Origin of the sequence: Mesorhizobium sp. M6A.T.Ce.TU.002.03.1.1 (assembly GCF_003997275.1) — a bacterium.
Classification (GTDB): Bacteria; Pseudomonadota; Alphaproteobacteria; order Rhizobiales; family Rhizobiaceae; genus Mesorhizobium; species Mesorhizobium mediterraneum.
This window is the reverse complement of the sequence record NZ_RZTI01000093.1, coordinates 1-24074: the sequence shown is the minus strand read 5'-3', so window position 1 is coordinate 24074 and position 24074 is coordinate 1. Positions and strand designations below refer to the sequence as shown.

General features: G+C 62.7%; 20 protein-coding genes and 1 pseudogene. 10 read left to right on the top strand and 11 right to left on the bottom strand.

The window, feature by feature from the left end; translation table 11 throughout:
* Positions 1–156: pseudogene (locus tag EOC93_RS34920) on the bottom strand (GFA family protein); the annotation flags it as partial.
* Between the two features lie 192 nt (positions 157–348).
* On the opposite strand from EOC93_RS34920, the gene EOC93_RS23550 reads away from it, so the two are divergent.
* The 3 genes from EOC93_RS23550 to EOC93_RS23540 are packed head-to-tail and all read left to right on the top strand — an operon-like array spanning position 349 to position 3028.
* Positions 349–1167 carry a chromate resistance protein ChrB domain-containing protein gene (locus EOC93_RS23550; protein ID WP_127205796.1) on the top strand — a complete coding sequence of 273 codons (819 nt, stop codon included), beginning with the start codon at positions 349–351 and terminating at the stop codon, positions 1165–1167.
* The gene (gene chrA / locus EOC93_RS23545) at positions 1164–2573 is read left to right on the top strand and encodes a chromate efflux transporter (protein WP_095482985.1); all 1410 of its coding nucleotides are present in this window, start codon (positions 1164–1166) and stop codon (positions 2571–2573) included. The genes EOC93_RS23550 and chrA overlap by 4 nt, the downstream gene beginning before the upstream one ends.
* Positions 2574–2629: 56 nt before the next feature.
* On the top strand, positions 2630–3028 hold the full coding sequence (locus tag EOC93_RS23540) for a hypothetical protein (RefSeq protein ID WP_095482984.1): 399 nt from the start codon (positions 2630–2632) through the stop codon (positions 3026–3028).
* Positions 3029–3153: 125 nt separating this feature from the next.
* On the opposite strand, the gene EOC93_RS23535 is transcribed toward EOC93_RS23540, so the two are convergent.
* Together EOC93_RS23535 and EOC93_RS23530 are read right to left on the bottom strand one after the other, a co-directional pair.
* On the bottom strand, positions 3154–4743 hold the full coding sequence (locus EOC93_RS23535; protein ID WP_095482983.1) for a trimethylamine methyltransferase family protein: 1590 nt from the start codon (positions 4741–4743) through the stop codon (positions 3154–3156).
* A 179-nt stretch (positions 4744–4922) separates the two neighbouring features.
* The gene (locus EOC93_RS23530) at positions 4923–6416 is read right to left on the bottom strand and encodes a PLP-dependent aminotransferase family protein (RefSeq protein ID WP_095482982.1); all 1494 of its coding nucleotides are present in this window, start codon (positions 6414–6416) and stop codon (positions 4923–4925) included.
* Between the two features lie 313 nt (positions 6417–6729).
* On the opposite strand from EOC93_RS23530, the gene pgi reads away from it, so the two are divergent.
* Together pgi and EOC93_RS23520 are read left to right on the top strand one after the other, a co-directional pair.
* Positions 6730–8373, top strand: coding sequence for a glucose-6-phosphate isomerase (pgi, locus tag EOC93_RS23525; RefSeq protein ID WP_095482981.1), 1644 nt, complete (start codon positions 6730–6732; stop codon positions 8371–8373).
* A gap of 5 nt (positions 8374–8378) precedes the next feature.
* On the top strand, positions 8379–9101 hold the full coding sequence (locus EOC93_RS23520) for an HAD family hydrolase (RefSeq protein ID WP_095482980.1): 723 nt from the start codon (positions 8379–8381) through the stop codon (positions 9099–9101).
* Positions 9102–9253: 152 nt separating this feature from the next.
* Here the strand turns inward: EOC93_RS23520 and EOC93_RS23515 are convergent, their stop codons facing one another.
* The 3 genes from EOC93_RS23515 to EOC93_RS23505 form a co-directional block, all read right to left on the bottom strand.
* Positions 9254–9751 carry a GNAT family N-acetyltransferase gene (locus EOC93_RS23515; RefSeq protein ID WP_095483044.1) on the bottom strand — a complete coding sequence of 166 codons (498 nt, stop codon included), beginning with the start codon at positions 9749–9751 and terminating at the stop codon, positions 9254–9256.
* Positions 9752–9933: 182 nt separating this feature from the next.
* Positions 9934–10677 (bottom strand): methyltransferase, encoded by a 744-nt coding sequence (locus EOC93_RS23510; protein WP_245461517.1) that lies wholly within the window; start codon positions 10675–10677, stop codon positions 9934–9936.
* Positions 10678–10685: 8 nt separating this feature from the next.
* The gene (locus EOC93_RS23505) at positions 10686–12554 is read right to left on the bottom strand and encodes a long-chain fatty acid--CoA ligase (protein ID WP_127205795.1); all 1869 of its coding nucleotides are present in this window, start codon (positions 12552–12554) and stop codon (positions 10686–10688) included.
* Positions 12555–12982: 428 nt separating this feature from the next.
* Here EOC93_RS23505 and EOC93_RS23500 point away from each other — a divergent pair, with 428 nt between their 5' ends.
* From EOC93_RS23500 to EOC93_RS23480, 5 genes are read left to right on the top strand one after another with little or no spacing between them, the layout of a single operon-like run.
* Complete coding sequence (locus EOC93_RS23500) at positions 12983–14575, top strand: ABC transporter substrate-binding protein (protein WP_095482978.1); 1593 nt, start codon at positions 12983–12985, stop codon at positions 14573–14575.
* A gap of 58 nt (positions 14576–14633) precedes the next feature.
* Positions 14634–15641 carry an ABC transporter permease subunit gene (locus EOC93_RS23495; RefSeq protein WP_126103814.1) on the top strand — a complete coding sequence of 336 codons (1008 nt, stop codon included), beginning with the start codon at positions 14634–14636 and terminating at the stop codon, positions 15639–15641.
* Between the two features lies 1 nt (position 15642).
* Positions 15643–16560, top strand: a complete 918-nt coding sequence (locus tag EOC93_RS23490; protein ID WP_095482976.1) for an ABC transporter permease subunit — start codon at positions 15643–15645, stop codon at positions 16558–16560.
* Positions 16561–16562: 2 nt separating this feature from the next.
* Complete coding sequence (locus tag EOC93_RS23485; protein WP_095482975.1) at positions 16563–17438, top strand: ABC transporter ATP-binding protein; 876 nt, start codon at positions 16563–16565, stop codon at positions 17436–17438.
* Positions 17435–18265, top strand: a complete 831-nt coding sequence (locus EOC93_RS23480) for a dipeptide ABC transporter ATP-binding protein (protein ID WP_095482974.1) — start codon at positions 17435–17437, stop codon at positions 18263–18265. Before EOC93_RS23485 ends, EOC93_RS23480 begins: the two co-directional genes overlap by 4 nt.
* A gap of 42 nt (positions 18266–18307) precedes the next feature.
* On the opposite strand, the gene EOC93_RS23475 is transcribed toward EOC93_RS23480, so the two are convergent.
* From EOC93_RS23475 to EOC93_RS23455, 5 genes are all read right to left on the bottom strand, one after another.
* Complete coding sequence (locus EOC93_RS23475; RefSeq protein ID WP_095482973.1) at positions 18308–19588, bottom strand: cysteine desulfurase-like protein; 1281 nt, start codon at positions 19586–19588, stop codon at positions 18308–18310.
* A 66-nt stretch (positions 19589–19654) separates the two neighbouring features.
* On the bottom strand, positions 19655–20329 hold the full coding sequence (locus EOC93_RS23470; protein WP_095482972.1) for an amino acid ABC transporter permease: 675 nt from the start codon (positions 20327–20329) through the stop codon (positions 19655–19657).
* 190 nt (positions 20330–20519) lie between these two features.
* Positions 20520–21317, bottom strand: coding sequence for an ABC transporter substrate-binding protein (locus tag EOC93_RS23465; protein WP_127205794.1), 798 nt, complete (start codon positions 21315–21317; stop codon positions 20520–20522).
* Between the two features lie 100 nt (positions 21318–21417).
* A complete protein-coding gene (locus EOC93_RS23460) occupies positions 21418–22557 on the bottom strand; it encodes an aminotransferase class V-fold PLP-dependent enzyme (RefSeq protein WP_095482970.1) in 1140 nt (379 codons plus the stop codon).
* A 171-nt stretch (positions 22558–22728) separates the two neighbouring features.
* Positions 22729–23457 carry a GntR family transcriptional regulator gene (locus EOC93_RS23455; RefSeq protein ID WP_095482969.1) on the bottom strand — a complete coding sequence of 243 codons (729 nt, stop codon included), beginning with the start codon at positions 23455–23457 and terminating at the stop codon, positions 22729–22731.
* Positions 23458–24074 lie beyond the last annotated feature (617 nt).

Here is a 24074-nt window from a genome sequence, read left to right as displayed (position 1 = left end):
CGTCCCCCGCACAGCCTCATAGGCTGCGAAGGATTTCCGGTAGCCGAGCTTCCAGCAGAAGCTGCAATTGCATTTGCGGATACCCTCGGCGAGGTCGATATCGGCTTCGAAACGCACCGCGCCGCAATGGCAACTGCCGAGATAGGTCTTTTTCATGGTTTTCCTCCCAGAAATGTTCTGGTTCCGCCAAGCCGGCCGCCGGAGCCGGAGCATCCTTTGCTCCAGGGATGACGCTTGACAAGTGGGCGCGACAAATCCACGATCATGGCAAGGGGTGCATCGCGACGACCCCGTGAGGCGTCAGCCCAACGTTCGCGTCCAAGCTTCTCTTTCAAGGAGGTGGACGCCATGCCGTCAACAACCGTTATCACCGTATCGCAACTGTCCCGTCTGATTGGTTTGCCGGGCGCGCCAACGATTATCGATGTTCGCGTCGATGATGATTACAACGCCGATCCGCGCCTGCTGCCGGCCTCAAGCCGGCGTGATTTCAAAACCGTCCCAACCTGGGCATCCGAATTCACCGGCAGCCGAGTGGCGGTCGTCTGCGAAAAAGGGCAGAAGCTCTCGCAAGGCGTGGCCGCATGGCTGCGGCATGAGGGCATTGCCGCCGAATCCCTCGAAGGCGGGTTCGAGGCATGGCGCGATGCCAAGGGGCTTTTGGTCCGCACCGGCAAGATGCCGCCCCGCGATGAAAAGGGCCGCACCGTGTGGGTGACGCGATCCCGCCCGAAGGTTGATCGCATAGCCTGCCCCTGGCTGATCCGTCGCTTCATCGATCCGAGCGCGGTCTTCCTCTTTGTCGAGGCGGCCGAAGTGCCGGCCACTGCGGATCGCTTTCAGGCCGTGCCTTTCGACATCGACAATGTGTTCTGGTCACACCGCGGCGAACACTGCACCTTCGACACGATGATCGAAGAGTTCGGGCTCGAATCCGAGGCGCTCGACCGCTTGGCCATGATTGTGCGCGCAGCCGATACCGCAAGCCTCGATCTGGTTCCCCAGGCGGCCGGATTTCTGGCCGCCTCGCTTGGACTGTCGCGGATGTTTCGCGACGATCTTGAACAGCTGGAGGCAGGGATGCTGCTCTACGATGCGTTTTTCCGATGGTGCCGCGACGCCACCGAGGAGACGCACAACTGGCCAAGCGCGAGCAAGCCATCATGAGCGCCATGCCGTCTGACAAAACGGGGGCTTCTGGCAAAACTGGCGGGATCGTCGAAGCGCCGGCAGCGCCAACCTTCCGCGAAGGGGTAAAGCTCTGGGCGAAAATCGGCCTGCTCAGCTTCGGCGGGCCGGCTGGGCAGATCTCGCTCATGCACAAGGAACTGGTCGAGGAACGGCGTTGGATCGGCGAGCAGCGTTTCCTGCATGCGTTGAACTACTGCATGCTGTTGCCCGGCCCTGAAGCCCAGCAACTCGCCATCTATATCGGCTGGTTGCTGCACCGGACGATCGGCGGCCTCGTCGCCGGCATCCTCTTCGTCGCGCCGGGCGCGCTTGTGATGCTCACCTTGAGCATCCTCTATGCGCTGTATGGCGACGCGCCCCTTGTCGAGGCGCTGTTTTTCGGGGTGAAGGCGGCCGTGCTCGCCATCGTGATCGAGGCGATGATCCGGATCGGACGGCGTGCCCTCAAGAACCGGGTCATGGTGTCGATCGCGATCACCGCCTTCATCGCCATCTATGCGCTGAACGTGCCGTTTCCGCTCATCATCCTGCTTGCCGGCCTGGCAGGCTGGATTGGCAACCGTGTTGCGCCGGGCCTCTTTTCCGGCGCGTCGCACGGCAAGGGCGATGCTCCCGACGTCAAGGGCGCGGTCGACCTGATGTTCGAGCGCGGCGAGCTGGCCCACACCAGGCCGACGCGATGGCATGCGCCGCGCACCATTGCGATCTGGCTGCCGATCTGGCTGGGGCCTGTGCTTCTGATCTGGGCGTTCACCGGATCCGCCAGCGTGTGGACTGAGATCGGTGGGTTCTTCAGCGTCATGGCGGTCGTCACCTTCGGCGGCGCCTACGCGGTCCTTGCCTATGTCGCGCAGGCAGCGGTCGAGTCCTTCGGCTGGCTCGCGCCCGGTGAGATGGTCGATGGCCTCGGTCTTGCCGAAACCACGCCGGGTCCGCTCATTCTGGTCCTGCAGTTCGTCGGTTTCCTTGCCGCGTTCCGCCAGCCCGGAGCCTTGAACCCACTGCTTGCCGGATCGCTAGGGGCGATGCTCACCCTGTGGGCCACGTTCACGCCTTGCTTCTTCTGGATATTCCTCGGTGCGCCCTACATCGAAGCCCTGCGCGGCAACAAGGCACTGTCGGCGGCGCTGACCGCGATCACCGCCGCCGTCGTCGGCGTCATCATGAATCTCGCTCTGTGGTTCGGCTTGCACGTCATTTTCGGCGAGGTGCGCAACATCGGGCTTGGAATGGACGTGCCGGTGCTCTCATCGATCGACTGGGGTGCGGCGCTGCTGTCGTGCGCTGCCATGATCGCCATTCTGAAGCTGAAGATCGGCATGCTGCCGACGCTTGCGGGATCGGCCCTCGCCGGTGTTTTGTTGCTGGCAGCGAGCGGATAGCGGCTGCGTGCGGCCAGCGCTTCGCTGCGGTTCGGGCATTCGGGTGAAGGAACATCATGGCGAGACGACGCTCTTCCCTAGGCTTCCTCGGAATGTTCGGCCGTTCAGGCGACCTCAGGCAACTCGACGCTGCGTTGCGCGGCGTCGACCTTCATCCCGCCCTTGTGCCGGAGGGAGCAAAGCTCACCATCGTCAATCTGATGAAGGACCACTGGCCCGACGAGCCGCCACCACAAGCCTACCCACCGGTGGCGCAGCTATTTGGCTATTGTGTTGCTGGGCCGGAAGCGTTCGAGCAATCCAACGGCCTTCAAGATAGGCTGGATGCGGAGCGCCGGCTCGAGGCAGCCCTTGAGGCCGGCGACAGCCTCGATGCGCAAATTATACTGATGACGCTGCATGCCAAGCTGATCAGCAGCGAGGTCGTCGAGCGCTACGGTTTGAGCGCCGACTAGACCATGATCCCGAAAAGTGGAAACCCGGTTTTCGGAAAAGGTCATGGTCAAACAGAAGGTAGAGCCCCATCCCGATTTTTGTCGGGATGGATTAGGCTCTGACAGTTTTTTGACGAGAAGCGTCCTCAGCCGCCCATGCCGCTGCGCGGCAGATGGATCAGATTGCCGAAGCGAGCGCGCAGCTTGTCGTCGAGCAGCTTTGGCACGTGGCGCGGGAAGCGCTCGGCGAGGATGCGTTTCTTCTCGATGATTGCCCGCTGCAAGATGTCGGGCCTGCCCTTCTCGTTCCACTCCTTCGGCGAAAAGCGATCGCCAACCGCCGGATAGAAATATTCCGTCTGCATCAGCCGCAGCGTCTGCTCGTTGCCGAGATAGTGACCCGGCCCCTTCAGGCAGACGTCGGCGATGGTGTCTATCGACAGCGACTCATCGGTCACCTCGATGCCGCGCACGCAGCGCAGGCAATGGCCGAGCATGTCGTTGTCGATGATTAGGCTTTCCAGACAGAAGCCGAGCAGCGAGGCGTGCATGCCGGCCGATTCGTAGACGAGGTTGAGGCCTGCAAGACCGGCCATCACATCGGTGATGCCCTTCTCGTAACCGGACTGAATATCGGGCAGTTTCGAATCCGTCATGCCGGCGGCCGAACCACCGGGCAGATCGTAGAATTGCGCCATCTGGGCGCAGGCTGCGGTCAGCACCGCTTGCTCGGCCGAGCCGCCGGACATGGCGCCGGTCCTGAGGTCCGAGACGAACGGCCAGGTGCCGAAGATCGCCGGATGCCCGGGCTTGATGGCGTTGACATAGACAAGGCCGGCGAGCACCTCGGCCACCGCTTGCACCACCGCACCGGCAATCGCCGCCGGCGCCGTGGCACCCGCCTGGCCGGCGGACAGCAGCAGGATCGGAATGCCGCCTTCGACGCAGGCCTCGAGCACGCCGCAAGCGTCCTCGGCGAATTTCATCGGCGGCACGACAAAACAGTTCGAATTGGAGACAAAAGGCCGCGCGCGAAAATTCTCTTCGCCGCCGGCAATCGCGTAGAGCATGTCGAGCGCCGGCTTGACGTTCTCGCGCACCGTGAAGGACGTGCCGACATGCTTCGACGTCCCCATCACACAGGCGTAGAGCGTGTTGAAATCCATGTCGAGCGGATCGGGAATGTCGCGCGGCACCATCGGCCGCTGGAAGAAGTGGATGTTGTCGAGCCCCTCGACGATGCGGGCAGCGTCGTAGATGTCCTGCAGCAGCGACTCCCGGTATTCGCGCTTCTCGACATCGACCAGATGCACCGCGGCACCCGCCGTGCCGTAATGCACGCGCTTGCCCTGGATCAGCATGTCGTGCTTGGGATCCTGGCCATGCAAGGTGAAGTGGCGCGCGGCCTTCTTGATCGTGTCGAGGACAAGCGCGCGGGGAAAGCGAATTCGCCCGTCCTCGCCGAGAGTGGCGCCGGCCTTGGTCAACGCCTCGATGCAGGATGGGATGGCATTGGCGAAGCCGACCGTTTCAAGCAGCGTCAGCACTGCTTCGTTGATGCGCTCGCGGTCGTTTTCGCTGAGCGGCCCGTAACTTCCGCCTTCGAGGCCGGCGCGCACCGGCTTGATGTCGTCGGCAAGTGGCGCCGCACGCATGGCGCGGCGCGCTTCACGCCCGCCGGAACGCCGCGAACGTTGGTCCGAGGGCGTATCCGGCTTCTCAACAGCCACTGACATGGAGGCACTCCACCTTTAGCTGCGAAGCTGGCGGCGGCGGTTGGTCCACCATCGGCCTGCTTCGTCCCCTTATGCCTCGAACTATGCCGTCGGCATTGGCACAGCCTATGAGCCAGACGGTCCCGTCGCATATGCCAGAGCGCTAAAGAACGGTGGCCGGTCCCAGCCCGGACGAGGCATCAAGCCGCCGCCGGCCTGCGCCCGGCCGCCGTTGCCAGTTCGCGGATGCCGGGCTCGATGTGCTGCAGCGCGATCGAGGAGATGCCCAGCCGCATGAAGCGCGACGGCTTTTCGGTGCGGTCGAAGAAGCGGTCGCCAGGCTCGATGATGACGCTGCGCGAGGCAGCGGCCTCGGCCAGCCCGCGCGAGTCGGTGCCGCGCGGTCCCTCGAGCCAGAGCGACGCGCCGCCGGCCGAATCGGTCGAGCGCCACTCCGGCAGGAATGCGGTAATCGCATGGATCAGACGCTTGCGCCGTTCGTCGAAAGCGCTCGATAGCCGCCGCACCAGCGCCTCATGGTGACCAAGCGATAGGAACAGCGCGACGGCGCGCTGGTTGTTGGCCGGCGGATGACGCAGCATGAAGCGGCGTAGCGCGCGAAGCTCGGAGATCAGCCCGGCCGAGGCGACGATGTAGCCGAGCCGCAGACCGGGAGCCAGCGTCTTCGACATCGAGCCGACATAGATGACCCGGCCGGAACGGTCGAGGCTCTTCAGCGCCTGCTGCGGCGCCTCGTCCAGGAGCTGGCTGTCATAGCCGTCCTCGATGATGATCTGGTTGTGGCGGTTGGCGCGCGCCAAAAGGTCCTGCCGGCGCTCCGCCGACAGTGGCACCATGGTCGGGCAATGGTGGCTGGGCGTCACGAAGACGAAGCCGGAATCATTGGGAATAGAAGCGGTTACGATGCCGGAGTGGTCGACCGGGACCGGTGTGACGTCGGCGCCCGCCAGCCGGAAGATCGAGCGTGCGTCGGGATAGCCGGGGTCTTCCATGGCCACTTTGGAGCCCTTGGTCATCAGCAGCGTCGCCAGCATGTAAAGCGCGTTCTGCGCGCCGAGCGTCACGATAATCTCGTCGGGATTGGCGAAGATGCCGCGCCGCGGCAACAGCCGCGCCTGGATCTGCTCGATCAAGAGCGGATCGTCGCGGTCGACCATGTCGGACGCCCAGTTGCGGATCTCGAGCACGGCAAGCGCCATGCGGTTGCACTCGCGCCATTCGGCGGTTGGGAACAGTGCCGGATCGAACTGGCCATAGACGAAGGGGTAGGACGACTTGATCCAGTTGTCGTGCTTGGCCGGCGGCGGCATGTCGCTGGCCGCGATCTGGCGGCGCGCCTTCCAGTCGATCTCGTTGGCCTGGTCGGGCGCCTTCTGATGCGGCCTCGCCGGGGTCGCCAGCACGTCGGGATTGACGAAATGGCCGCGCCGTTCGCGCGCCACCAGGAAACCCTGGTCGACGAGCTGCTGGAAGGCCAGCACCACGGTGCCGCGCGCCACGCCGAGTTTCTCGGCTAGGATCCGGCAGGACGGAAGCGGCATCGAAGCGGCGATCTGCCGGTCGAGGATGGCGGCGACGATCGCTTGACGGATCTGCGCCTGCAGGGTCTGGCCGGAGTCCGCCGAAATCCGGAACAGGCCGGACCATATGGCCGTGTCGTTTCGCTGTGGCATGGAAAATGTTCCTCGATGGCCAGCCTATTTCATTTGGCTGGACCAGTCGAATGTACCGGTGGCACAAGGCGTTGCGCCAATCAATTTTTCTGATCGTTGGGATTTACGCCAGTGATCCTTCGCTGCGCTGCGGCATCCCCCGGTCACGCACTGCGTCATCCCCGGCGTGACGCTGCGCGTCATCCCGGCGTGACGCAGTGCGTCATCGCTGCGCATTGAAACCAGTGGATTTCGGCTAGATAGTTTGCCGCGACGACACGCGCCGGAAACATCCGGCCTGTTATGTTGGCATCAAAGACTTCGGAGCAAGCCAGTGGATCAATCGTCCTTTCAAAAACAGCTCGACGCCCTGCGCGCTCACCGTGCGGCCAAATCAGGCAGCATGCGCGAGGCTTTCGCTGCTGATCCCCAGCGCTTCGAAAAATTCTCCGCCACCGACGGCGACCTACTGCTCGATTGGTCGAAATGCGCGGTCGATGCGCAGACGATGGATCTGCTTGAGAAGCTGGCGGGAGCCGCCGATCTCGAAGGCCGGCGCGCCGCGATGTTCTCCGGCAAGAAGATCAATGTCACCGAAGGCCGCGCCGTGCTGCACACCGCGCTGCGCAACCTGAACGGCAAGGGCATCGTGCTCGACGGCCAGGACGTGAAGGCGGAAGTCGTCGCCGTGCTCGACGCGATGGGCGCCTTCGCCGATGCCGTGCGCTCCGGCAAGGCGGCCGGCGCCACCGGCAAGAAGATCACCGACATCGTCAACATCGGCATCGGCGGGTCCGACCTTGGCCCGGCCATGGCAACGCTGGCGCTGGCGCCCTATCACGATGGGCCGCGCACGCATTACGTGTCCAACATCGACGGCGCCCATATCCACGACACGCTGAAGGGCCTTTCCGCCGAAACCACGCTGTTCATCATCGCTTCGAAGACCTTCACCACTGTCGAGACGATGACCAATGCCGAGACGGCGCGCGACTGGGTGCAGAAGGCGCTCGGCAAGGAAGCGGTCGGCAAGCATTTCGCCGCCGTCTCGACGGCGCTGGACCTGGTGGCCAAATTCGGCATCGCGTCCGACCGCGTCTTTGGCTTCTGGGACTGGGTCGGCGGCCGCTATTCGGTGTGGGGCGCGATCGGGCTGCCGGTGATGATCGCGGTCGGCCCGAAGAATTTTTGCGCTTTTCTCGATGGCGCGCATGCGATGGACGAACATTTCCAGACGGCGCCGCTGGCCAAGAATCTGCCGGCGCTAATGGGGCTGATCGGCTGGTGGCATCGGGTGATCTGCAAATACCCCGCTCGCGCCGTCATTCCCTACGACCAGCGCCTGTCCAGGCTGCCGGCCTATCTGCAGCAGCTCGACATGGAATCGAACGGCAAGAGCGTCACCCTCGACGGCGGCGCTGTGACCACGCCGACCGGCCCGCTGGTCTGGGGTGAGCCCGGCACCAATGGCCAGCACGCCTTCTTCCAACTGCTGCACCAGGGCACCGATTTCATCCCGGTCGAATTCCTAGCCGCGGCAATCGGCCATGAGCCGGGCCTCAAGCATCACCACGATCTTTTGCTCGCCAACTGCCTGGCGCAGTCGGAAGCCTTCATGAAGGGCCGCACGCTTGAGGAAGCACGCGCGCAGATGCTGGCAAAAGGCATGACGCCGGCCGAGGTCGACAGGATCGCCCCGCACCGCGTCTTCTCCGGCAACCGGCCCTCGGTGACGATCCTCTACAGACAACTCGATCCGCATACGTTCGGGCGGCTGATCGCGCTCTATGAGCACCGCGTCTTCGTCGAGGGCACGCTCTTCAACATCAATTCCTTCGACCAATGGGGTGTCGAACTGGGCAAGGAACTGGCGACCGGGCTGCTGCCTGTCGTGGAAGGCAAGGAGAATGCCGCAAAGCGGGACGCGTCGACCGCTGGGCTGGTGGGACACATCCACCGATTGCGCGGATCGGAGTAAGCGGCTTGGTCGAAATCAAGGGAATATTGTTCGACAAGGACGGCACGCTTGTCGACTTCAATGCGACATGGCTCGGCGTTGCCGATTTCATGGCGATGGATGCGTCGGAGGGCGACCGCTGGAAGGCCGACAGGCTGCTTGCCGCGGCGGGCTACGATTTCGCCACCAAACGCTTCAAGCCCGACTCCATCTTTGCCTCCGGCACCAACATGGATGTCGTCGAGCTTTGGTTTCCGCGCCTGTCCGACGAAGACCAGATGCTTGCCGTCGCCCGCTTCAACGAGATCACCTCCATGCAGGGCTCGGCGATGGCGGTGGCGCTGCCGGGCATCGTCGAGACGCTCGGCGTTCTTCACAGGAAAGCCTATCGGCTCGGCGTCGCCACCAACGATTCGACCACCGGCGCGGAAAAGACATTGCTGACGCTGGGCGTCGCGCAGCTGTTCGACGCCGCCTATGGTTACGACGCCGTGGCCAATCCGAAACCGGCGCCGGATACGATCCTTGCCTTCTGCGACCTGACCGGCCTGAGGCCGGCCGCGATCGCCATGGTCGGCGACAATCGCCACGATTTGGAGATGGCGCGGGCCGGCGGCTGCGGTCTGGCAATCGGCGTGCTCTCCGGCACCGGCACGCGGGAATCGCTGTCGCAGATCGCCGACGTCATTCTGGATTCGGTTGCCGATCTGCCCGACTTTCTTTCGGCGCGGGTCAAGGAGACGACCTGACTGGCCAACTGACGGGCAAGGCCGGGGCAAAACTCAAATCAACCTGGGCTTTCCCGCCAATGTCGAGATGGGTGGAAAGTTGCCGCTGGCTCATCTGCCAGAACGGGCACGTTGCGCCAGAAGCGGACACCCGAAAGGATGGTTGCGAACCGCTAGACCCGCAAGCCTGGCTCGGCAGGTCGCGATACATACTCCGGGAACTCCGCGGCGCCTCTGCTCAGGGCCTTCACCATGAGAAGACCATCATCAAAGAAGCCGTTTCGAGCGTAAAACTGGCGCGTGCGTTCCTTGCCAAGCACCATGGCAATACGGAAGACAGCGCATCCAGTCCGCTCGCCCTCCGCCTCGATCCACGCCATCAGCTTGGTGCCTGTGCCAAGGCTGCGTAGCGTCGTGTCGACCACCACGTGGTCGGCTTCGATGTACTTCCCGCACCAAAGCTGAATGCCCGTCCAGAAGCCGGAGAGACCCACCAGCCGATCGCCGATATAAGCCGCGATGCAGCGGTAACTGCCCTGAGCGAGCATCGCCGAGAGTCGTTCACGAAACGCGGCTTCGTCTAGATGCGAGTTGCCCTGCCGGAACACTGGATAGATCGACAGCATCTCATCGAGCCCATTGAGTTCACGAATTGTCACCTCGTCGGTCACGACAGCCTCCTCCCCTGTCGTTCCACGCTGCGGTCGATTCCGGCCGCGGTCCAGTAGGATCTTCCAATCAGGGATTGAGCCAGTCACTGCTCAGGGTCAGATCGGTCATGCGATCCTTCGAAACTGAACGACCGCAATGGCGCGATCCCGCTCATTTAGCGTGATGGGGTTTCGATCTAGCGCTAGCGATCTTCAGGCTCGAAGCGAAAGACGCCGCTCGGCTTGCTCGCGGCACCCTTCGCGTCGCCGAAATCCGGTACCCGATATTCGGCGAGCAACCGCAGCCGGGACAGCGGCAAGTCTGTGCGACGGGGATCGCCGACCAGCACCTCGATACCGGCTGCCAGGCAGCGATCGAAAAACGGGGTGACCCGACGAGCAACCTCGCGGCCGTAAAACACATCACCCGCGAGAACGAGGTCGACCGCAGGTGGCGGCCCCGTGGTGATATCATTGTCGATAATGGTGATCGTGACGCCGTTCGCCATGGCATTGAGGCCGAGCGCAGCAACGCCGTTGCGATCGATCTCGGCGGCGATCACGTCGCTGGCGCCAGCCTTTGCCGCGGCGATGCCGACGAGGCCCGAACCGGCGCCGAGGTCGAGCACGCGGCGACCCACCACCGTCTGCGGCTGGTCGATTATATAGCGGGCGAGCACCGCGCCGCCGGCCCAGGCATAGGCCCAATAGGGTGGCTGCAGCTCGTTCTCGTCGGCTTTCGCTTCTTCTTCCGGTCCCTCCGGCTCGAACCCCTGTCCTTCCGGATCGGCGAGCCGTCTGAGGCCGCTTCCCGGATGAGCCGTGTAAAGCCGGATTTCGGGAAGCGAAGGCACCGGCAGCAGCTGCATGTTCGCCCTGATGAACGCGACCGGGTCAGGGCCGGAACGCGGGTCGACCGCTTCACTACCGGCAAGGCAATTGTCCAAAATCGTGCCTATTCCCGCAACGCCCGCCGCAGGATCTTGCCTACCGGCGTCTTCGGCAGTTCGGTCCGAAACTCGATGTATTTTGGCCGCTTGTAGCCGGTCAGGTTCTCGCGGCAATAGACAGTCAGCACCTCAGCGGTCAGCAACGGGTCCTTCTTGACGACGAACAGCTTCGGCACTTCGCCTGAATGCTCGTCCGGCACGCCGATCGCCGCAACTTCTAGGACGCCCGGATGCAGGGCCACGACTTCCTCGAGTTCGTTCGGATAGACGTTGAAGCCGGACACAAGGATCATGTCCTTCTTGCGATCGACGACCTTGGTGTAGCCGCGCTCGTCCATGAAGCCCATGTCGCCCGACTTGAAGAAACCATCCTTGGTCATCACCTTGGCGGTCTCGTCCGGCCGGTTCCAGTAACCGGCCATCACCTGAGGTCCGCGGATGCAGATCTCTCCGACTTCGCCGAGCGGCAAATCGTTGCCGTCGTCATCGCGGATGGCGATCTCGGTGGACGGCAGCGGCAGGCCGATCGTGCCGGTGAAGTTGCCATCGCTGAATGTGTTGGCGGTAGCCACCGGTGAGGTTTCCGAAAGCCCGTAGCCCTCGGTGACCGGGCAGCCGGTGAGCGTCTTCCAGCGTTCGGCGACACCCTTCTGCACCGCCATGCCGCCACCTAGTGTCAGGATCAGCGGCTTGAAGTCGAGTTTGCGGAAATCCTCATTGTTGAGCAGCGCGTTGAACAGCGTGTTGAGGCCCGGAAAGATGTGGATCGGGTATTTGCCGAGTTCCTTGACGAAGCCTGGAATGTCGCGCGGATTGGGAATGAGTATGTTCCGGCCGCCCATCTGCATGCCCATAAACGCGTTCACTGTCAGCGCAAAGATATGATAGAGCGGCAGCGCGCAGATGAAATTGAGATGCGCCGGTTTCGGCTTGACCGTGTAGGCGTCTTCGACCCAAAGCGCGTTCTGCGCGACATTGGCCAGCACGTTGCTGTGCAGCAGCACCGCGCCTTTCGAGATGCCCGTGGTGCCGCCGGTATATTGCAAGAAGGCGATATCGTCGGCTGCGACCTTCACCGGCTTGAAGTTCACGCTGGCGCCTGCCTTCAACGCGGCGTTGAACTTGACATGGCCTGGCAGCGACCAGCCCGGCACCATCTTCTTCACGCGGCGCACGACGAAATTGACGATCGTCCCTTTCAGGCCGCCAAGCATGTCGCCCATCGCCGCGACCACGACATGCTTGACCGCCGTCTTGGCGATCACCGCCTGCAAGGTGTTGGCGAAATTTTCGAGAATGACGATGGCTTGCGCACCGGAATCCTTGAGCTGATGTTCCAGCTCGCGCGGCGTGTAGAGCGGGTTGATATTGACCACGACATAGCCGGCGCGCAGCACTGCCATCATCGCCACCGGATATTGCAGCACGTTCGGCATCATCAGCGCGACGCGCGCGCCTTTCTGCAACCCTGTCGATTGCAGATAGGCGCCGAAGGCGGCCGATTGCCGCTCGACTTCCCCATAGCTGATGGTCTTGCCCATGCAGGTGAAAGCGGGCCTGCCGGCATACTGCTTGCAGACGTCGGCGAGCAGATCGCCGATGGAGCCGAAGGGCAGGGCGCCGATCTCGGCCGGAACGACTTTCGGATAGCTTTTGAGCCAAGGCTTTTCCGGCAATCGAGCGGCAGGCGCTTTCGGCAATCTCCTGGCCGAACCCGGCTTCGACCCCGATGAAGCCGTTGTCGCTGCCGCCTTCGGCTTGACCGCGGCAACGGCTTTGGTGGGCGGCGATTTTGGCTTGTCGGGGCTGGCCGGTTTTGCGGCAGCTTTGGCCTTCGCTTTCGCTGGTGCCGTCGTCCTTGGTGTTTTTGCCACCTGTCCCTCCCTCGGTTGTTCTTATTGTCTCTGCTTGCCCGCCGCGTCGTCTCCGAATGACAGAGACGTCCCTCCGCTGTTGCCGGCATCCAGGAAATCCAACATGCCATCTATGTATTGCGACTATCGGCAGCCGTGCAAGTCTGCCCCTGCGGCAAGACGGGAAGAAAACCTTCCGCGCCAACGACAGGCCGAAGGTCGCGGTTCCTGCTATCGGTCGCGTTAAAGATAATAAAAAAATGCAATCGTTAATAATACCGTGATCGGCTGAAATTGACATTTAATTCTCGCTTTTTATGAAAGTGAAGAATTAAATTCTGCTTCCCATGGGGTAAGCAAACGGGGTGTTCCAAAGCCGGAAAAACGATGCTTATATGCGCGCTTCGCGAGCCTGAAGAGGGGCTTGGAAGAACATCAGGGAGTCCTCCATGAAAAAGAAACTGACTTTTGCGGCCGCGTTGCTGGCCGCAAGCGTCCTCGGCGGCATGGCCAATGCGAAGCAATTGGTCTACTGCTCGGAGGCGTCGCCGGCCGGCTTCGACCCATCGCCGTGGAGCGGTGGCAACGACTTCGACGCGTCGTCGCGCACTATCTATTCGCGCCTGGTCGAGTTCGAACACGGCAAGACCACCATCGCGCCCGGCCTCGCCGAGAGCTGGACGGTTTCCGACGACGGTCTCGAATACACGTTCAAGCTTCGGCCCGGCGTGAAGTTCCAGACCACCGACTATTTCACGCCGACGCGCGACCTCAATGCCGACGACGTGATCTTCTCCTTCGAACGCCAGTGGAAGAAGGAAAGCCCGTGGTTCAGCTATCTGGAAGGCACCGGCTGGGAATATTTCACCGGCATGGGCTTCCCGGATCTTCTCAAGGAAATCGTCAAGGTTGACGACCTGACGGTGAAGTTCGTGCTGAACAAGCCTGAAGTCGCTTTCCTGCCGGACCTCGGCATGGATTTCGCATCGATCGTCTCCAAGGAATATGCCGACCAGCTCGACAAGGCCGGCACCAGGCAGCAATTCACCCAGAAGCCGATCGGCACCGGTCCGTTCCAGTTCGTCGACTACCAGGTCGATGCGGTCGTGCGCTATGCGGCATGGGACGGCTATTATGGCGGCCGCCAGAAGATCGACGATTTGATCTTCGCCATCACGACCGATCCGGCCGTGCGCGCGCAGAAGCTGAAGGCAGGCGAATGCGATATCATGTCGTACCCGGCGCCGGCCGACATCGCCGGCCTGCAGGCTGACCCAAACCTCAAGGTCGACGAGCAGGAAGGCCTGAACATCGGCTACATGGCCTACAACACCACGCTGCCGCCCTTCGACAAGGTCGAGGTCCGCAAGGCCCTCAACATGGCCGTCAACAAGCAGGCCATTCTCGATGCGGTCTATCAGGGCGCTGGCCAGGCGGCCATCAACCCGATCCCGCCGACGATGTGGTCCTATAACAAGGACATCAAGGACGATCCGTACGATCCGGACGCGGCCAAAAAGATGCTGGCCGACGCCGGCGTCAAGGATCTCTCGATGAAGATCTGGGCAATGCCGGTCAGCCGCCCGTACAATCCGAACGCTCAAAGAGTCGCGGAACTGATCCAGGCCGACTACGCCAAGATCGGCGTCAAGGCCGAGATCGTCAGCTACGAATGGACCGAGTATCGCGAACGCGGCAAGCAGAAGGATCGTGACGGCGCCTTCCAGCTCGGCTGGACCGGCGACAATGGCGATCCGGACAACTTCCTGTTCCTGCTCGGCTGCGATGCCATCGGCCAGTCCAACTATGCGATCTGGTGCAACCAGGAGTTCGAAGCCCTGTTGCAGAAGGGCAAGGCGACCACTGATGTCGCCGAGCGCACCAAGATCTACGAGGAGGCTCAGGTCGTGTTCAAGCGTGAGGCGCCGTGGCTGACCATTGCCCATTCCAAGGTCTTCATGCCGATGAACAAGAAGGTTTCGGGCTTCGTCATGGATCCGCTCGGCATTCATCGGTTTGACGGCGTCGACGTCACCGAGTAACTCCTGAGAAATTGGACGGCGGCGCTGGACTTCCGGCGCCGCCGTTCTATGAAGTAAGATGCTCCGCTATCTCCTCCACAAGCTCGCCTTAATCATCCCGACCGTGTTCGGCATATCGCTGGCGGCGTTCGCTTTCGTCCGGCTTCTGCCGGGCGACCCGATCATGGCCCTGGCTGGCGAGCGCGGCGTAAGTCCCGAACGCTACGCGGAGCTTGTCGAGCGGTTTGGCTATAACAGGCCTTATGTCATCCAGTATCTGGAGTATATCGGCAGGGTCCTGACCGGCGACTTCGGCATATCGATCGCCACCAAGCGGCCGGTGCTCGGTGAATTCCAGGCGCTGTTTCCGGCCACGCTGGAACTGGCGACGATCGCGCTGATCATCGCTGTGCTCATCGGCATCCCCGCCGGCATCTTCGCCGCGGTCAAGCGCGGATCATGGTTCGACCAGGCGACGATGGGCGTGGCGCTGACCGGCTATTCGATGCCGATCTTCTGGTGGGGGCTGCTGCTCATCATATTCTTCTCCGGCTATCTCGGCTGGACACCGGTTTCCGGCCGCATTGGCCTTCAATATTTCTTCAAGCCGACGACGGGGTTCATGCTGATCGACAGCCTGATCTCCGGCAAGAGCGGCGCTTTCAGGTCCGCCGCCAGTCATCTGGTCCTGCCGGCAATCGTGCTGGCGACGATTCCGCTCGCCGTCATAGCGCGCCAGACGCGGTCGGCGATGCTGGAAGTGCTGGGCGAGGACTATGTCCGCACCGCCCGCGCCAAGGGCTTGGCGCCGCGCCGCGTTATCGGGCTCCACGCTTTTCGCAATGCGCTGATCCCCGTCGTCACCACCATCGGCCTGCAGGTCGGCACGCTGATGGCCGGCGCCATCCTGACCGAAACGATCTTTTCCTGGCCCGGCATCGGCAAGTGGATGATCGACGCGATCGCCAAGCGCGACTATGTCGTCGTCCAGAGCGGCTTGCTGATCATCGCGCTGATTGTCATGGCGGTGAACCTGATCGTCGACGTGCTCTACGCCGTCATCAACCCACGTATCCGGGTGCAGTGAGATGACCGACCAAACCACGGCAGAAGCCACCGCCGCCTCCATTCCGACCGGCGGTCGGCAACGTGCCTTCACCGAGTTCTGGCATTACTACTCGATGAACACCGGCGCCGTCATCGGCCTGGTCGTGTTCTCGGCTCTGGTGCTGATCGCGATTTTCGCGCCGCTGGTCGCGCCGCATTCGCCTGACGAGCAGTTTCGCGATGCGCTGCTGACGCCGCCGGTCTGGCAGGAGGGCGGCAAATCGATGTTTCTTCTGGGCACCGACGCTGTTGGCCGCGACATGCTTTCGCGGCTGATTTTCGGGGCGCGGTTCTCGCTGTTCATCGGTCTGGTCGTCGTGGTTTTCTCGCTGACCAGCGGCATCATCCTCGGCGTGCTCGCCGGCTATTTCCGCGGCTGGGTCGATACGCTGATCATGCGCGTCATGGACGTCATTCTGGCCTTCCCGTCGCTGCTTCTTGCGCTGGTTCTGGTGGCGATCCTCGGACCTGGCCTGTTCAACGCCATGCTGGCGATCGCGCTGGTGCTGCAGCCGCATTTCGCGCGGCTCACGCGCGCGGCGGTAATGGCCGAAAAGAACCGTGAATATGTGATCTCCGCCAAGGTGGCCGGTGCCAGTCATCTCAGGCTGATGGTGAAGACGATCTTGCCGAACTGCATGGCACCGCTGATCGTGCAGGCGACGCTGTCCTTCTCCAACGCCATTCTCGAGGCCGCGGCTCTCGGCTTCCTCGGCGTCGGCGCGCAGCCGCCGACGCCGGAATGGGGCACGATGCTGGCCACGGCACGCGAGTTCATCCTGCGCGCGCCATGGGTGGTGACCTTCCCCGGCCTCGCCATCCTCATTACCGTGCTTGCCATCAACCTGATCGGCGATGGCCTGCGCGATGCCTTCGACCCCAAGCTGAAGAGGTCGTGATCATGCCTCTTCTCGAAATCAAGAACCTTACGGTCTCTTTCGATACTGCCGCCGGACCGTTCATGGCGGTGCAAGGCATCGACCTGTCGATCGAGCCGCGCGAGGTGTTGGCGATCGTCGGTGAATCCGGCTCCGGCAAATCGGTGGCGATGTTGGCGGTGATGGGGCTTTTGCCGAATACGGCGACGGTGAAGGCCGACCGCATGGCGTTCGACGGTATCGACCTGCTTGAGCTCAGTCCGTCCGAGCGCCGCAAGATCGTCGGCAAGGACATCTCGATGATCTTCCAGGAGCCGATCGCCAGTCTCAATCCATGCTTCACCGCCGGCTTCCAGATCGAGGAGGTGCTGCGCTTCCATATGGGCATGGACCGCGCCCAGCGCCGGGCCCGCGCCATCGAGCTGATGAAGCTGGTCGGCATTGCCGATCCGGAAGAGCGGCTGAATTCGTTCCCGCACCAGATGTCGGGCGGCCAGTGCCAGCGGGTCATGATCGCCATCGCCATCGCCTGCAATCCGAAGCTGTTGATCGCCGACGAGCCGACCACCGCGCTCGACGTCACCATCCAGAAGCAGATCCTTGACCTCTTGGTCGGTCTGCAGGCCAAATACGGCATGGGCCTGATCATGATCACCCACAATATGGGCGTGGTGGCCGAGACCGCCGACCGCGTGATCGTCCAGTACAAGGGCCGCAAGATGGAAGAGGCCGACGTTCTGTCGCTATTCGAGCAGCCGAAGAGCAACTATACCCGCGCGCTCCTGTCGGCGCTGCCGGAGAACGCCGTCGGCGACCGGCTGCCGACCATCTCCGACATGCTGTTTGAACCAGCCCCCTCGGCTGCGGGAACCGGGTCTGCAACGGGAGCCGCGTCATGAGCGTGACGGTTCTCGAAGGCAAGAACATCGTGCGCGACTATCATGTCGGGGGCGGCCTGTTTCGTCCCTCGCGCACGGTTCACGCGGTCAAGGGCGTCTCGTTCAGCGTCGACAAGGGCAAGACGCTCGCCATCGTCGGCGAAAGCGGCTGCGGCAAGTCAACGCTCGCTCGCATCATCACGCTGATCGATCCGGCCACGGCGGGTGAGCTCTTCATCGACGGCAAAAAGGTCGATATCGCCAAGGATGGGCTGTCGAAGGAGATGCGCCGCAAGGTGCAGATCGTCTTCCAGAACCCGTACGGTTCGCTCAATCCGCGCCAGAAGATCGGCGATGTGCTGGGCGAGCCGCTGCTCATCAACACCGACACGCCGGCCAACGAACGGCGCGATCTCGCCATGAGGATGCTGAAGAAGGTCGGCCTCGGACCGGAGCATTACAACCGTTACCCGCACATGTTCTCGGGCGGCCAGCGCCAGCGCATCGCCATTGCCCGCGCGCTGATGCTCAATCCGAGCCTTTTGGTGCTCGACGAGCCGGTGTCGGCGCTCGATCTGTCGGTGCAGGCGCAGGTGCTCAACCTGCTCGCCGACCTGCAGGACGAGTTCAAGCTGACCTATGTCTTCATCAGCCACGACCTGTCGGTGGTGCGCTACATCGCCGACGACGTGATGGTCATGTATTACGGCGAGGCCGTCGAATACGGCTCGCGCGACGAGGTCTTTGCCGACCCCAAGCACAGCTACACCAAGACGCTGTTTGCGGCGACGCCGCGAGCCGACGTCGCCAGCATCAAGGCGAGGCTGGCGAAGAAGAAGGCCGCCTGACGCGGCGACCGCGGCACGCAGGCAAGCGTATTTCGACTCCGATCAGGACAGCCGGGCGATGACGACGCGCAACACCTCGCCGAAGCGCCGGACTTCCTCGATCGTGTTGTAATGCACCAGCGAGGCGCGGATGGCGCCGCTGTCCATGCTGAGGTTCAGGCGCTTCATCAGCCGCGGCGCATACATGTGACCGTCGCGGATGCCGATCTGCATCTCGGCCATGGCCTCGGCGATCATTTGCGGCGACAGCGTGCCGATGTTGAAGCAGAAGGTCGGCACGCGCTCGTTGAGGCGGGCTTCGTCGGCGACGCCATAGATCGTCGCGCCGCAATCCTTGAGCACGCCGAGCATTTCGCGCGCCAGCACCAGCTCATAGTCGCGGATGGCGTTCATGCCGGCGACGAGATTGTCGCGCCGCGACCGGTTGTTCTCGGCCAAGAAATTGCGGCCGATCGACTCGAGATAGCGCACGGCGGCATCCATGCCGGAGACGTTCTCGTAAATGAAGGTGCCGGCCTCGACTTTGTAGGGCGGCTCGTCGGGAATGAAATCCTCGCGGAAGGTCGGCAGCCGCTTCAGCGTCTCGAAGCGGCCCCACAAGAAGCCCATATGCGGCGAGAAATTCTTGTAGCCGGAGCAGACCAGATAGTCGCAATCCCAGGCCTGCACGTCGATCAGCCCGTGCGGCCCGTAATGCACGCAGTCGAGGAACACTTCGGCACCCGCCGCATGCGCAATATCAGCCACTGAAGCGACATCGACGATCGAGCCGATCGAATGCGCCGTCACCGTGCAGGCGACGAGCCGGGTCCGGTCGGAGACCAGCGGGCGAAGATCGTCGACATGGAGATTACCGTCGTCGCGCATCCGCCACCATTTGAATTTCGCGCCGGCCGACTCCAGCGCCAGCCAGGTGGCGATGTTGGCGTCATGGTCCATGTCGGTGATGACGATCTCGTCACGCTCCTGAAGCATCTGGCCGATGCCGAGGCTGACAAGACGGATGAACGAGGTGGCGTTCATGCCGAAACAGATTTCCGCAGGACTATAGGCATTGATCAGCAGCGCCACGCTTTCACGCGCGTCGGCGATCGCTTGATCGACTGCGACGCTGCGGCCGTAGCGGCCGCCACGCTGCACATTATGCGCGACCAGATGGTTGGTCACCGCGTCGAGCACGCTTTGCGGGATCTGCGCACCGGCGGCATTGTCCATGAAGATGAAGTCGCCGGCCTGCCGCAGGGCTGGAAACATGGCGCGGATCGTGTCGACCGGGAAGGCTGCGGAGACGTCGCTCGCATTGTGGATCTGATGCTTGTTCAAGATGGTCTCCTGCGAAGTGCCTGACAGATGGGGGAGCGAGAATTGACAGATGGGAAACTGGTGACGTCAGCGGGTCTTTTCGGTTTTGAAGCGACGTTCCAGCAGGCTGACGAGACGGACCATCGGCCAGAGAAAGAGGAGATAGACCAGTGCCGCGCCGATCAGAGGCGAGGGGTTGGCGTAGAGCGACTGCGCGTTGGTCGCTTCCTTCAGTAGTTCGGGCAGCGCCACGGTGGAGGCGAGCGACGTATCCTTGAACATCGAAACGCAGTTGCTGGTCATCGGCGGAATGACCACACGGATCGCTTGCGGCAGCACCACCTTGCGCAAGGTCAGTAAAAACGGCAGGCCGAGTGCCTGCGCCGCCTCGAACTGGCCGCGCGGAATGCTTTCTATGCCGGAACGGAACACTTCGGCCGAATAGGCCGCCATGATGATGGCGAATGCCGTCACCGCGGAGGTCCAGGACGACAGGCGTATGCCGAGGAACGGCAGCGCGTAGTAGATCAGGATCAGCACGACCAGCACCGGCATCGCCCGGAAAATATCGATATAGCCGACCGCCAACAGCCGCAGCGGCTTTGGCGCGTAGAGCCGCATCAGACTGATCGCCAGGCCGACGGGGATACCGATGCCGATGCTCAACAGCCCGAGCAGCAGTGTGTTCAGAAAGCCGCGCAGCAACGCCGGCAGGCTGGAGATCATGACATCGGCGTTGAAGAAGGTTTCGATCAGCGACATGGGGAGCATTCCCGAAAGATTTGGCGTCCCGCGACGCTAAAGCATGACTCCGAAACCCCGAAATCGGCTTCGGAGCGGATCATGCGTGAAAGAAGGGCTAAGGCGCCCGTTGCGCGTCCAGCAGGGGCGCAACGCTATCCCATGAAATTGTGCCGGCGTGGAAAGCCGGCACAATTTCAGCGGCTGCCGCTCAGGCCTTCGGCATCGGCATTTCCTTGACGGTCGAAGAATCGGTGGGTGCATCGCTGCCGAACCACTTCTTGTGGATCGCGGCCAGCGTGCCGTCCTTCTTCATCGCGGTCAGCGCGTCGTTCAGCTTGCCGAGCAGCGGGTGATCCTTGGCCATCATCAGGCCGTACTGCTCGCCGGTCTTGATACGCTCTTTCACGGCGAGATCCTTCATCCTAGTGAAGGAGTATTCGAGGCCCGGAATGTCGCTGACCGCGGCGTCGACGCGACCGGCGCTGAGATCGAGCAGCAGGTTCTGCTGCGTGTCGTAACCCTTTACCTCGCTGAACCCGCCGGCCTCCTGGTGCTGCTTGGTCCAGGCTTCCCCGGTCGAGCCGGACAGCACGCCGATGATCTTGCCCTTGAGGTCGGCCTCGGCCTTGATCGGGCTGTCGGCCTTGGCGGCGATACCCATGTCGGAATCATAATAGGGCTGCGAGAACGCCTGCGACTTCAGCCGCTCAGGCGTGATCGTGATCGACGAGATGGCGACGTCTATGCGCTTCGACGTGGTGGCGGCGAACAGGGCCTGAAATCCGAGATCGGCAATTTCCGTGGTCATGCCGATGCGCTTGGCCGCCTCGTTGACGATGTCGACTTCAAAACCTTCGAAGGTGCCGCTCTCGTTCTTGTATTCGAAGGGCGGATTGGTCGGATAGGCGCCGACATTCAGCGTCTCTTGGGCATAGGCGGTGGCTGGGCCGGCGGCGATGCCGAAGGCGGCAGCGAGAAGAAGCAGATTACGGCGAGTGAAGCTCATTTTCGTTCCCTCTGGTTCGGCCACTCCCTGTGGCGCTTTTCACTTCCGCCCCTTTCAGCGCCGTATTTTCCGGACACTGCAGGCGAGGCGGCGCCTGAAGTCAGGACGCGCGGCGTTGCCGCGAGCCGATCAACTGTTGCAGACGCTCCAGCAAGGCATTCACCGCGTCGTCCGTGGTGACCATGCCGGGCGACAGCCTGAGCGTCGCGCCGCGCGCGTCGCAGTAAAGTCGCTCACTGCGCAGCGTCGACACTGTCTTCACCGGGTCGACGCCTTGCGGCAAGGTCAGCATGACGCTGCCGCCGCGCCGGTCTGGATCGAGCGGTGAACGGACCGTCCAGCCATTGTCCAGCGCGCAGCCTATGATGCGCTCGGTCATGCCGGCGTTCTGCGCGCGGATCGCGTCGACGCCCGTTTCGGCCACCCATTCGAGGCCGGGCAGCGATGCGACGCTGGCCAGGATGGCCGGCGTGCCATGGTCGAAACGGCGTGCATCGTCCGCATATGTGAAGCTGTCGAGATCCCACGAAAATGGGTTTGGCTGGCTGAACCAGCCGCGAAGCTCGGGCCGGCAGACGGACAGCAAATCGGGCGTCACCTGCAGGACGCCGGCGCCCGAAGTGCCGCACAGCCATTTCAGCGAGGTCGAGACGACGAAATCGACCGGCGTCTTTGCGATCGAGAAGGGCGTCACGCCGACGCCTTGCGTGATGTCGACGCCGACGATGCTGCCCATCTCCCGACCATGCGCGGCGTGCCGCGCCAAGTCGCAGCGATGCGAGGCGGTCGAGGTGACGAAGGTCAGCAAGGCCAGGCCGACATCGTCCTGCCAGCGGGCGATGAAATCCTCGTCGCGCACCCAGCTCTCGCCGGGCCGCAGCGGCACCGTATCGAGCACGAAGTCGAAGCGGTCGGCCAGACCGGCGAGCAGGAAATGCAGGCTCGGAAAACAATCGGCCGCAACCAGCAGGCGCTTTCCTGCCAGGCGCTCGGACGGCAAAGCGCCGATCAGGCTGTAGAGCGCAGACGTGACGTTCTCGGCGGTGGTCAGTGTTCCCTGTGGCGCATCGATCAGCGCGCCCCAGGCATCGATGAAGCGCTGCCGCGCGGCCAGGCCCGACGGCCACTGGCCGTCATCTTCCGCCGACCAGATGTCCGAGAATTCCGACAGGGCAGCAGCCATGCGCTCCGCTTTGCCGGGAAACGTCCCGATCGAATGGTAGAGAAAATAACCAGACACTGCGTTTTTTTACTCCCTGTGATCATGTGATCACAAAAGGGAATACGGATCAATCGTTGCCCGCGAAGAAATGCGATTCAATAGCGAAGATCGGGACGATTTTTCCGGCCACGAGCGGTCGTGGGTCGGCACTTTCCGGCGTCGATCTTGCGTTCAACCCGCAGCGAAGATTCAGGAGGCCTTGCCGAATCCAGCGAACTCGACCGGCCTAGTTTCCGGCACGTCGGGGCAGATCGCGCGCAGCGTCTCTTGCGTCGTCCTGATGTCGGCAACCACCTCTTCGCGGGCGCGGGCAAAATCGCGATCTTTCAGTGCTGCGATGATCGCCGTGTGCCGCCCCGACGGCTCCATCGTGCCTGCTCGCATCAAAGGCGCGACATGGTTGGACAGCAGCCGCATATAGGGGCCGAAGCGCAGCCATAGCGTCTCAATCAACTGAAACAGCACGTCGGAGCCGGAGGCACGGTAGATGGTGAAGTGGAACTGCTGGTTCTTGGCGATCAGCTCGTAGATGCTGCCATTGCGCCCGATCGCCTGCTGGTCGGCGGTGATCTTCTCCAATGTGGCTATATCGGAAGTGGTCAGGCGCGGCGCCCCGAGCTCGGCCGCCAGCCCTTCGACGGCGACGCGCGCCCGGCAGAGGTCGTCGAGCCGCGCGCGGGTGACGACCGGCACGCAGGCCGAGCCGTTCTGCGATATCTCCAGCGCGTTCTCGGCGGCGAGCCGCCGCAAGGCCTCGCGCACCGGCATGTTCGAGGTACCGAAGGCTTCGGCCAGCGAGGCAATGGTCAGCACCTGGGCCGGATCGAAGCTGCCGACCATCAAGGCATGCCGAAGCTGCTGGTAGACGCCGTCCTGGACGGTCACGCGTCCCGATACAGGTTCAAATCCCAGAGCCACGATTTTTGGTTTCCTTGGGTTTCGACAGAAGCTATTTGCAAACGGCAGGCGATCGGGCCAGCCGGCGCGGATGTGATCATCTGATCACAAATTGCAGATACAGCCAAGCTGTCTGAGTGCACGCTGGAACAATCTCTCTCAGCCCCTCTCTTCCGTGAAGAAACTGGGGAGAAGAATGGCGCCAGCGTTGCGGCTCTCCCTTCTCCCCTTGCAGGGGGAGAAGGTGGCCGAGCGAAGCTCGGTCGGATGAGGGGTGTTCCAGGGAACGCGAACGCCTCATTCCTTCCAACACCCCTCAACCGTCTCGGCGCTGCGCGCCGATCCACCTTCTCCCACAAGGAGGGCTTTGCACGGGGAGCGAAGTGGAGTTCGGTGGTCAGTGGGGGCCTTTTTGAAGGCCGGCAGAGCGGTTTTCCGCGGCCCTTGCGAGGCCTTTGTCGGTTTAGGCAGCCATCCTGCCGGATTGTGGACGCACTCCTCCCTCATGTCCGCCTCTCATCGGGTGGATAGAGGACGCCAATCATGGTGCGCAGATTGTAAGCGCAGGCGGCCAGTATGCACTGCGTGCGGTTGGTGGCGAGGTTGAAGAAGCGCAGGCGTCGCATGCCGTAACGCTC

Bases quoted from the DNA above. Each gene is read 5' to 3' on its own strand.
- EOC93_RS23500 (WP_095482978.1), top strand. From the start codon at position 12,983: ATGAAAAAGAAACTGACTTTTGCGGCCGCGTTGCTGGCCGCAAGCGTC.
- EOC93_RS23480 (WP_095482974.1), top strand. From the start codon at position 17,435: ATGAGCGTGACGGTTCTCGAAGGCAAGAACATCGTGCGCGACTATCAT.
- EOC93_RS23495 (WP_126103814.1), top strand. From the start codon at position 14,634: ATGCTCCGCTATCTCCTCCACAAGCTCGCCTTAATCATCCCGACCGTG.
- EOC93_RS23490 (WP_095482976.1), top strand. From the start codon at position 15,643: ATGACCGACCAAACCACGGCAGAAGCCACCGCCGCCTCCATTCCGACC.
- EOC93_RS23485 (WP_095482975.1), top strand. From the start codon at position 16,563: ATGCCTCTTCTCGAAATCAAGAACCTTACGGTCTCTTTCGATACTGCC.
- EOC93_RS23465 (WP_127205794.1), bottom strand. From the start codon at position 21,317: ATGAGCTTCACTCGCCGTAATCTGCTTCTTCTCGCTGCCGCCTTCGGC.
- EOC93_RS23470 (WP_095482972.1), bottom strand. From the start codon at position 20,329: ATGTCGCTGATCGAAACCTTCTTCAACGCCGATGTCATGATCTCCAGC.
- EOC93_RS23535 (WP_095482983.1), bottom strand. From the start codon at position 4,743: ATGTCAGTGGCTGTTGAGAAGCCGGATACGCCCTCGGACCAACGTTCG.
- chrA (WP_095482985.1), top strand. From the start codon at position 1,164: ATGAGCGCCATGCCGTCTGACAAAACGGGGGCTTCTGGCAAAACTGGC.
- EOC93_RS23530 (WP_095482982.1), bottom strand. From the start codon at position 6,416: ATGCCACAGCGAAACGACACGGCCATATGGTCCGGCCTGTTCCGGATT.
- EOC93_RS23540 (WP_095482984.1), top strand. From the start codon at position 2,630: ATGGCGAGACGACGCTCTTCCCTAGGCTTCCTCGGAATGTTCGGCCGT.
- EOC93_RS23550 (WP_127205796.1), top strand. From the start codon at position 349: ATGCCGTCAACAACCGTTATCACCGTATCGCAACTGTCCCGTCTGATT.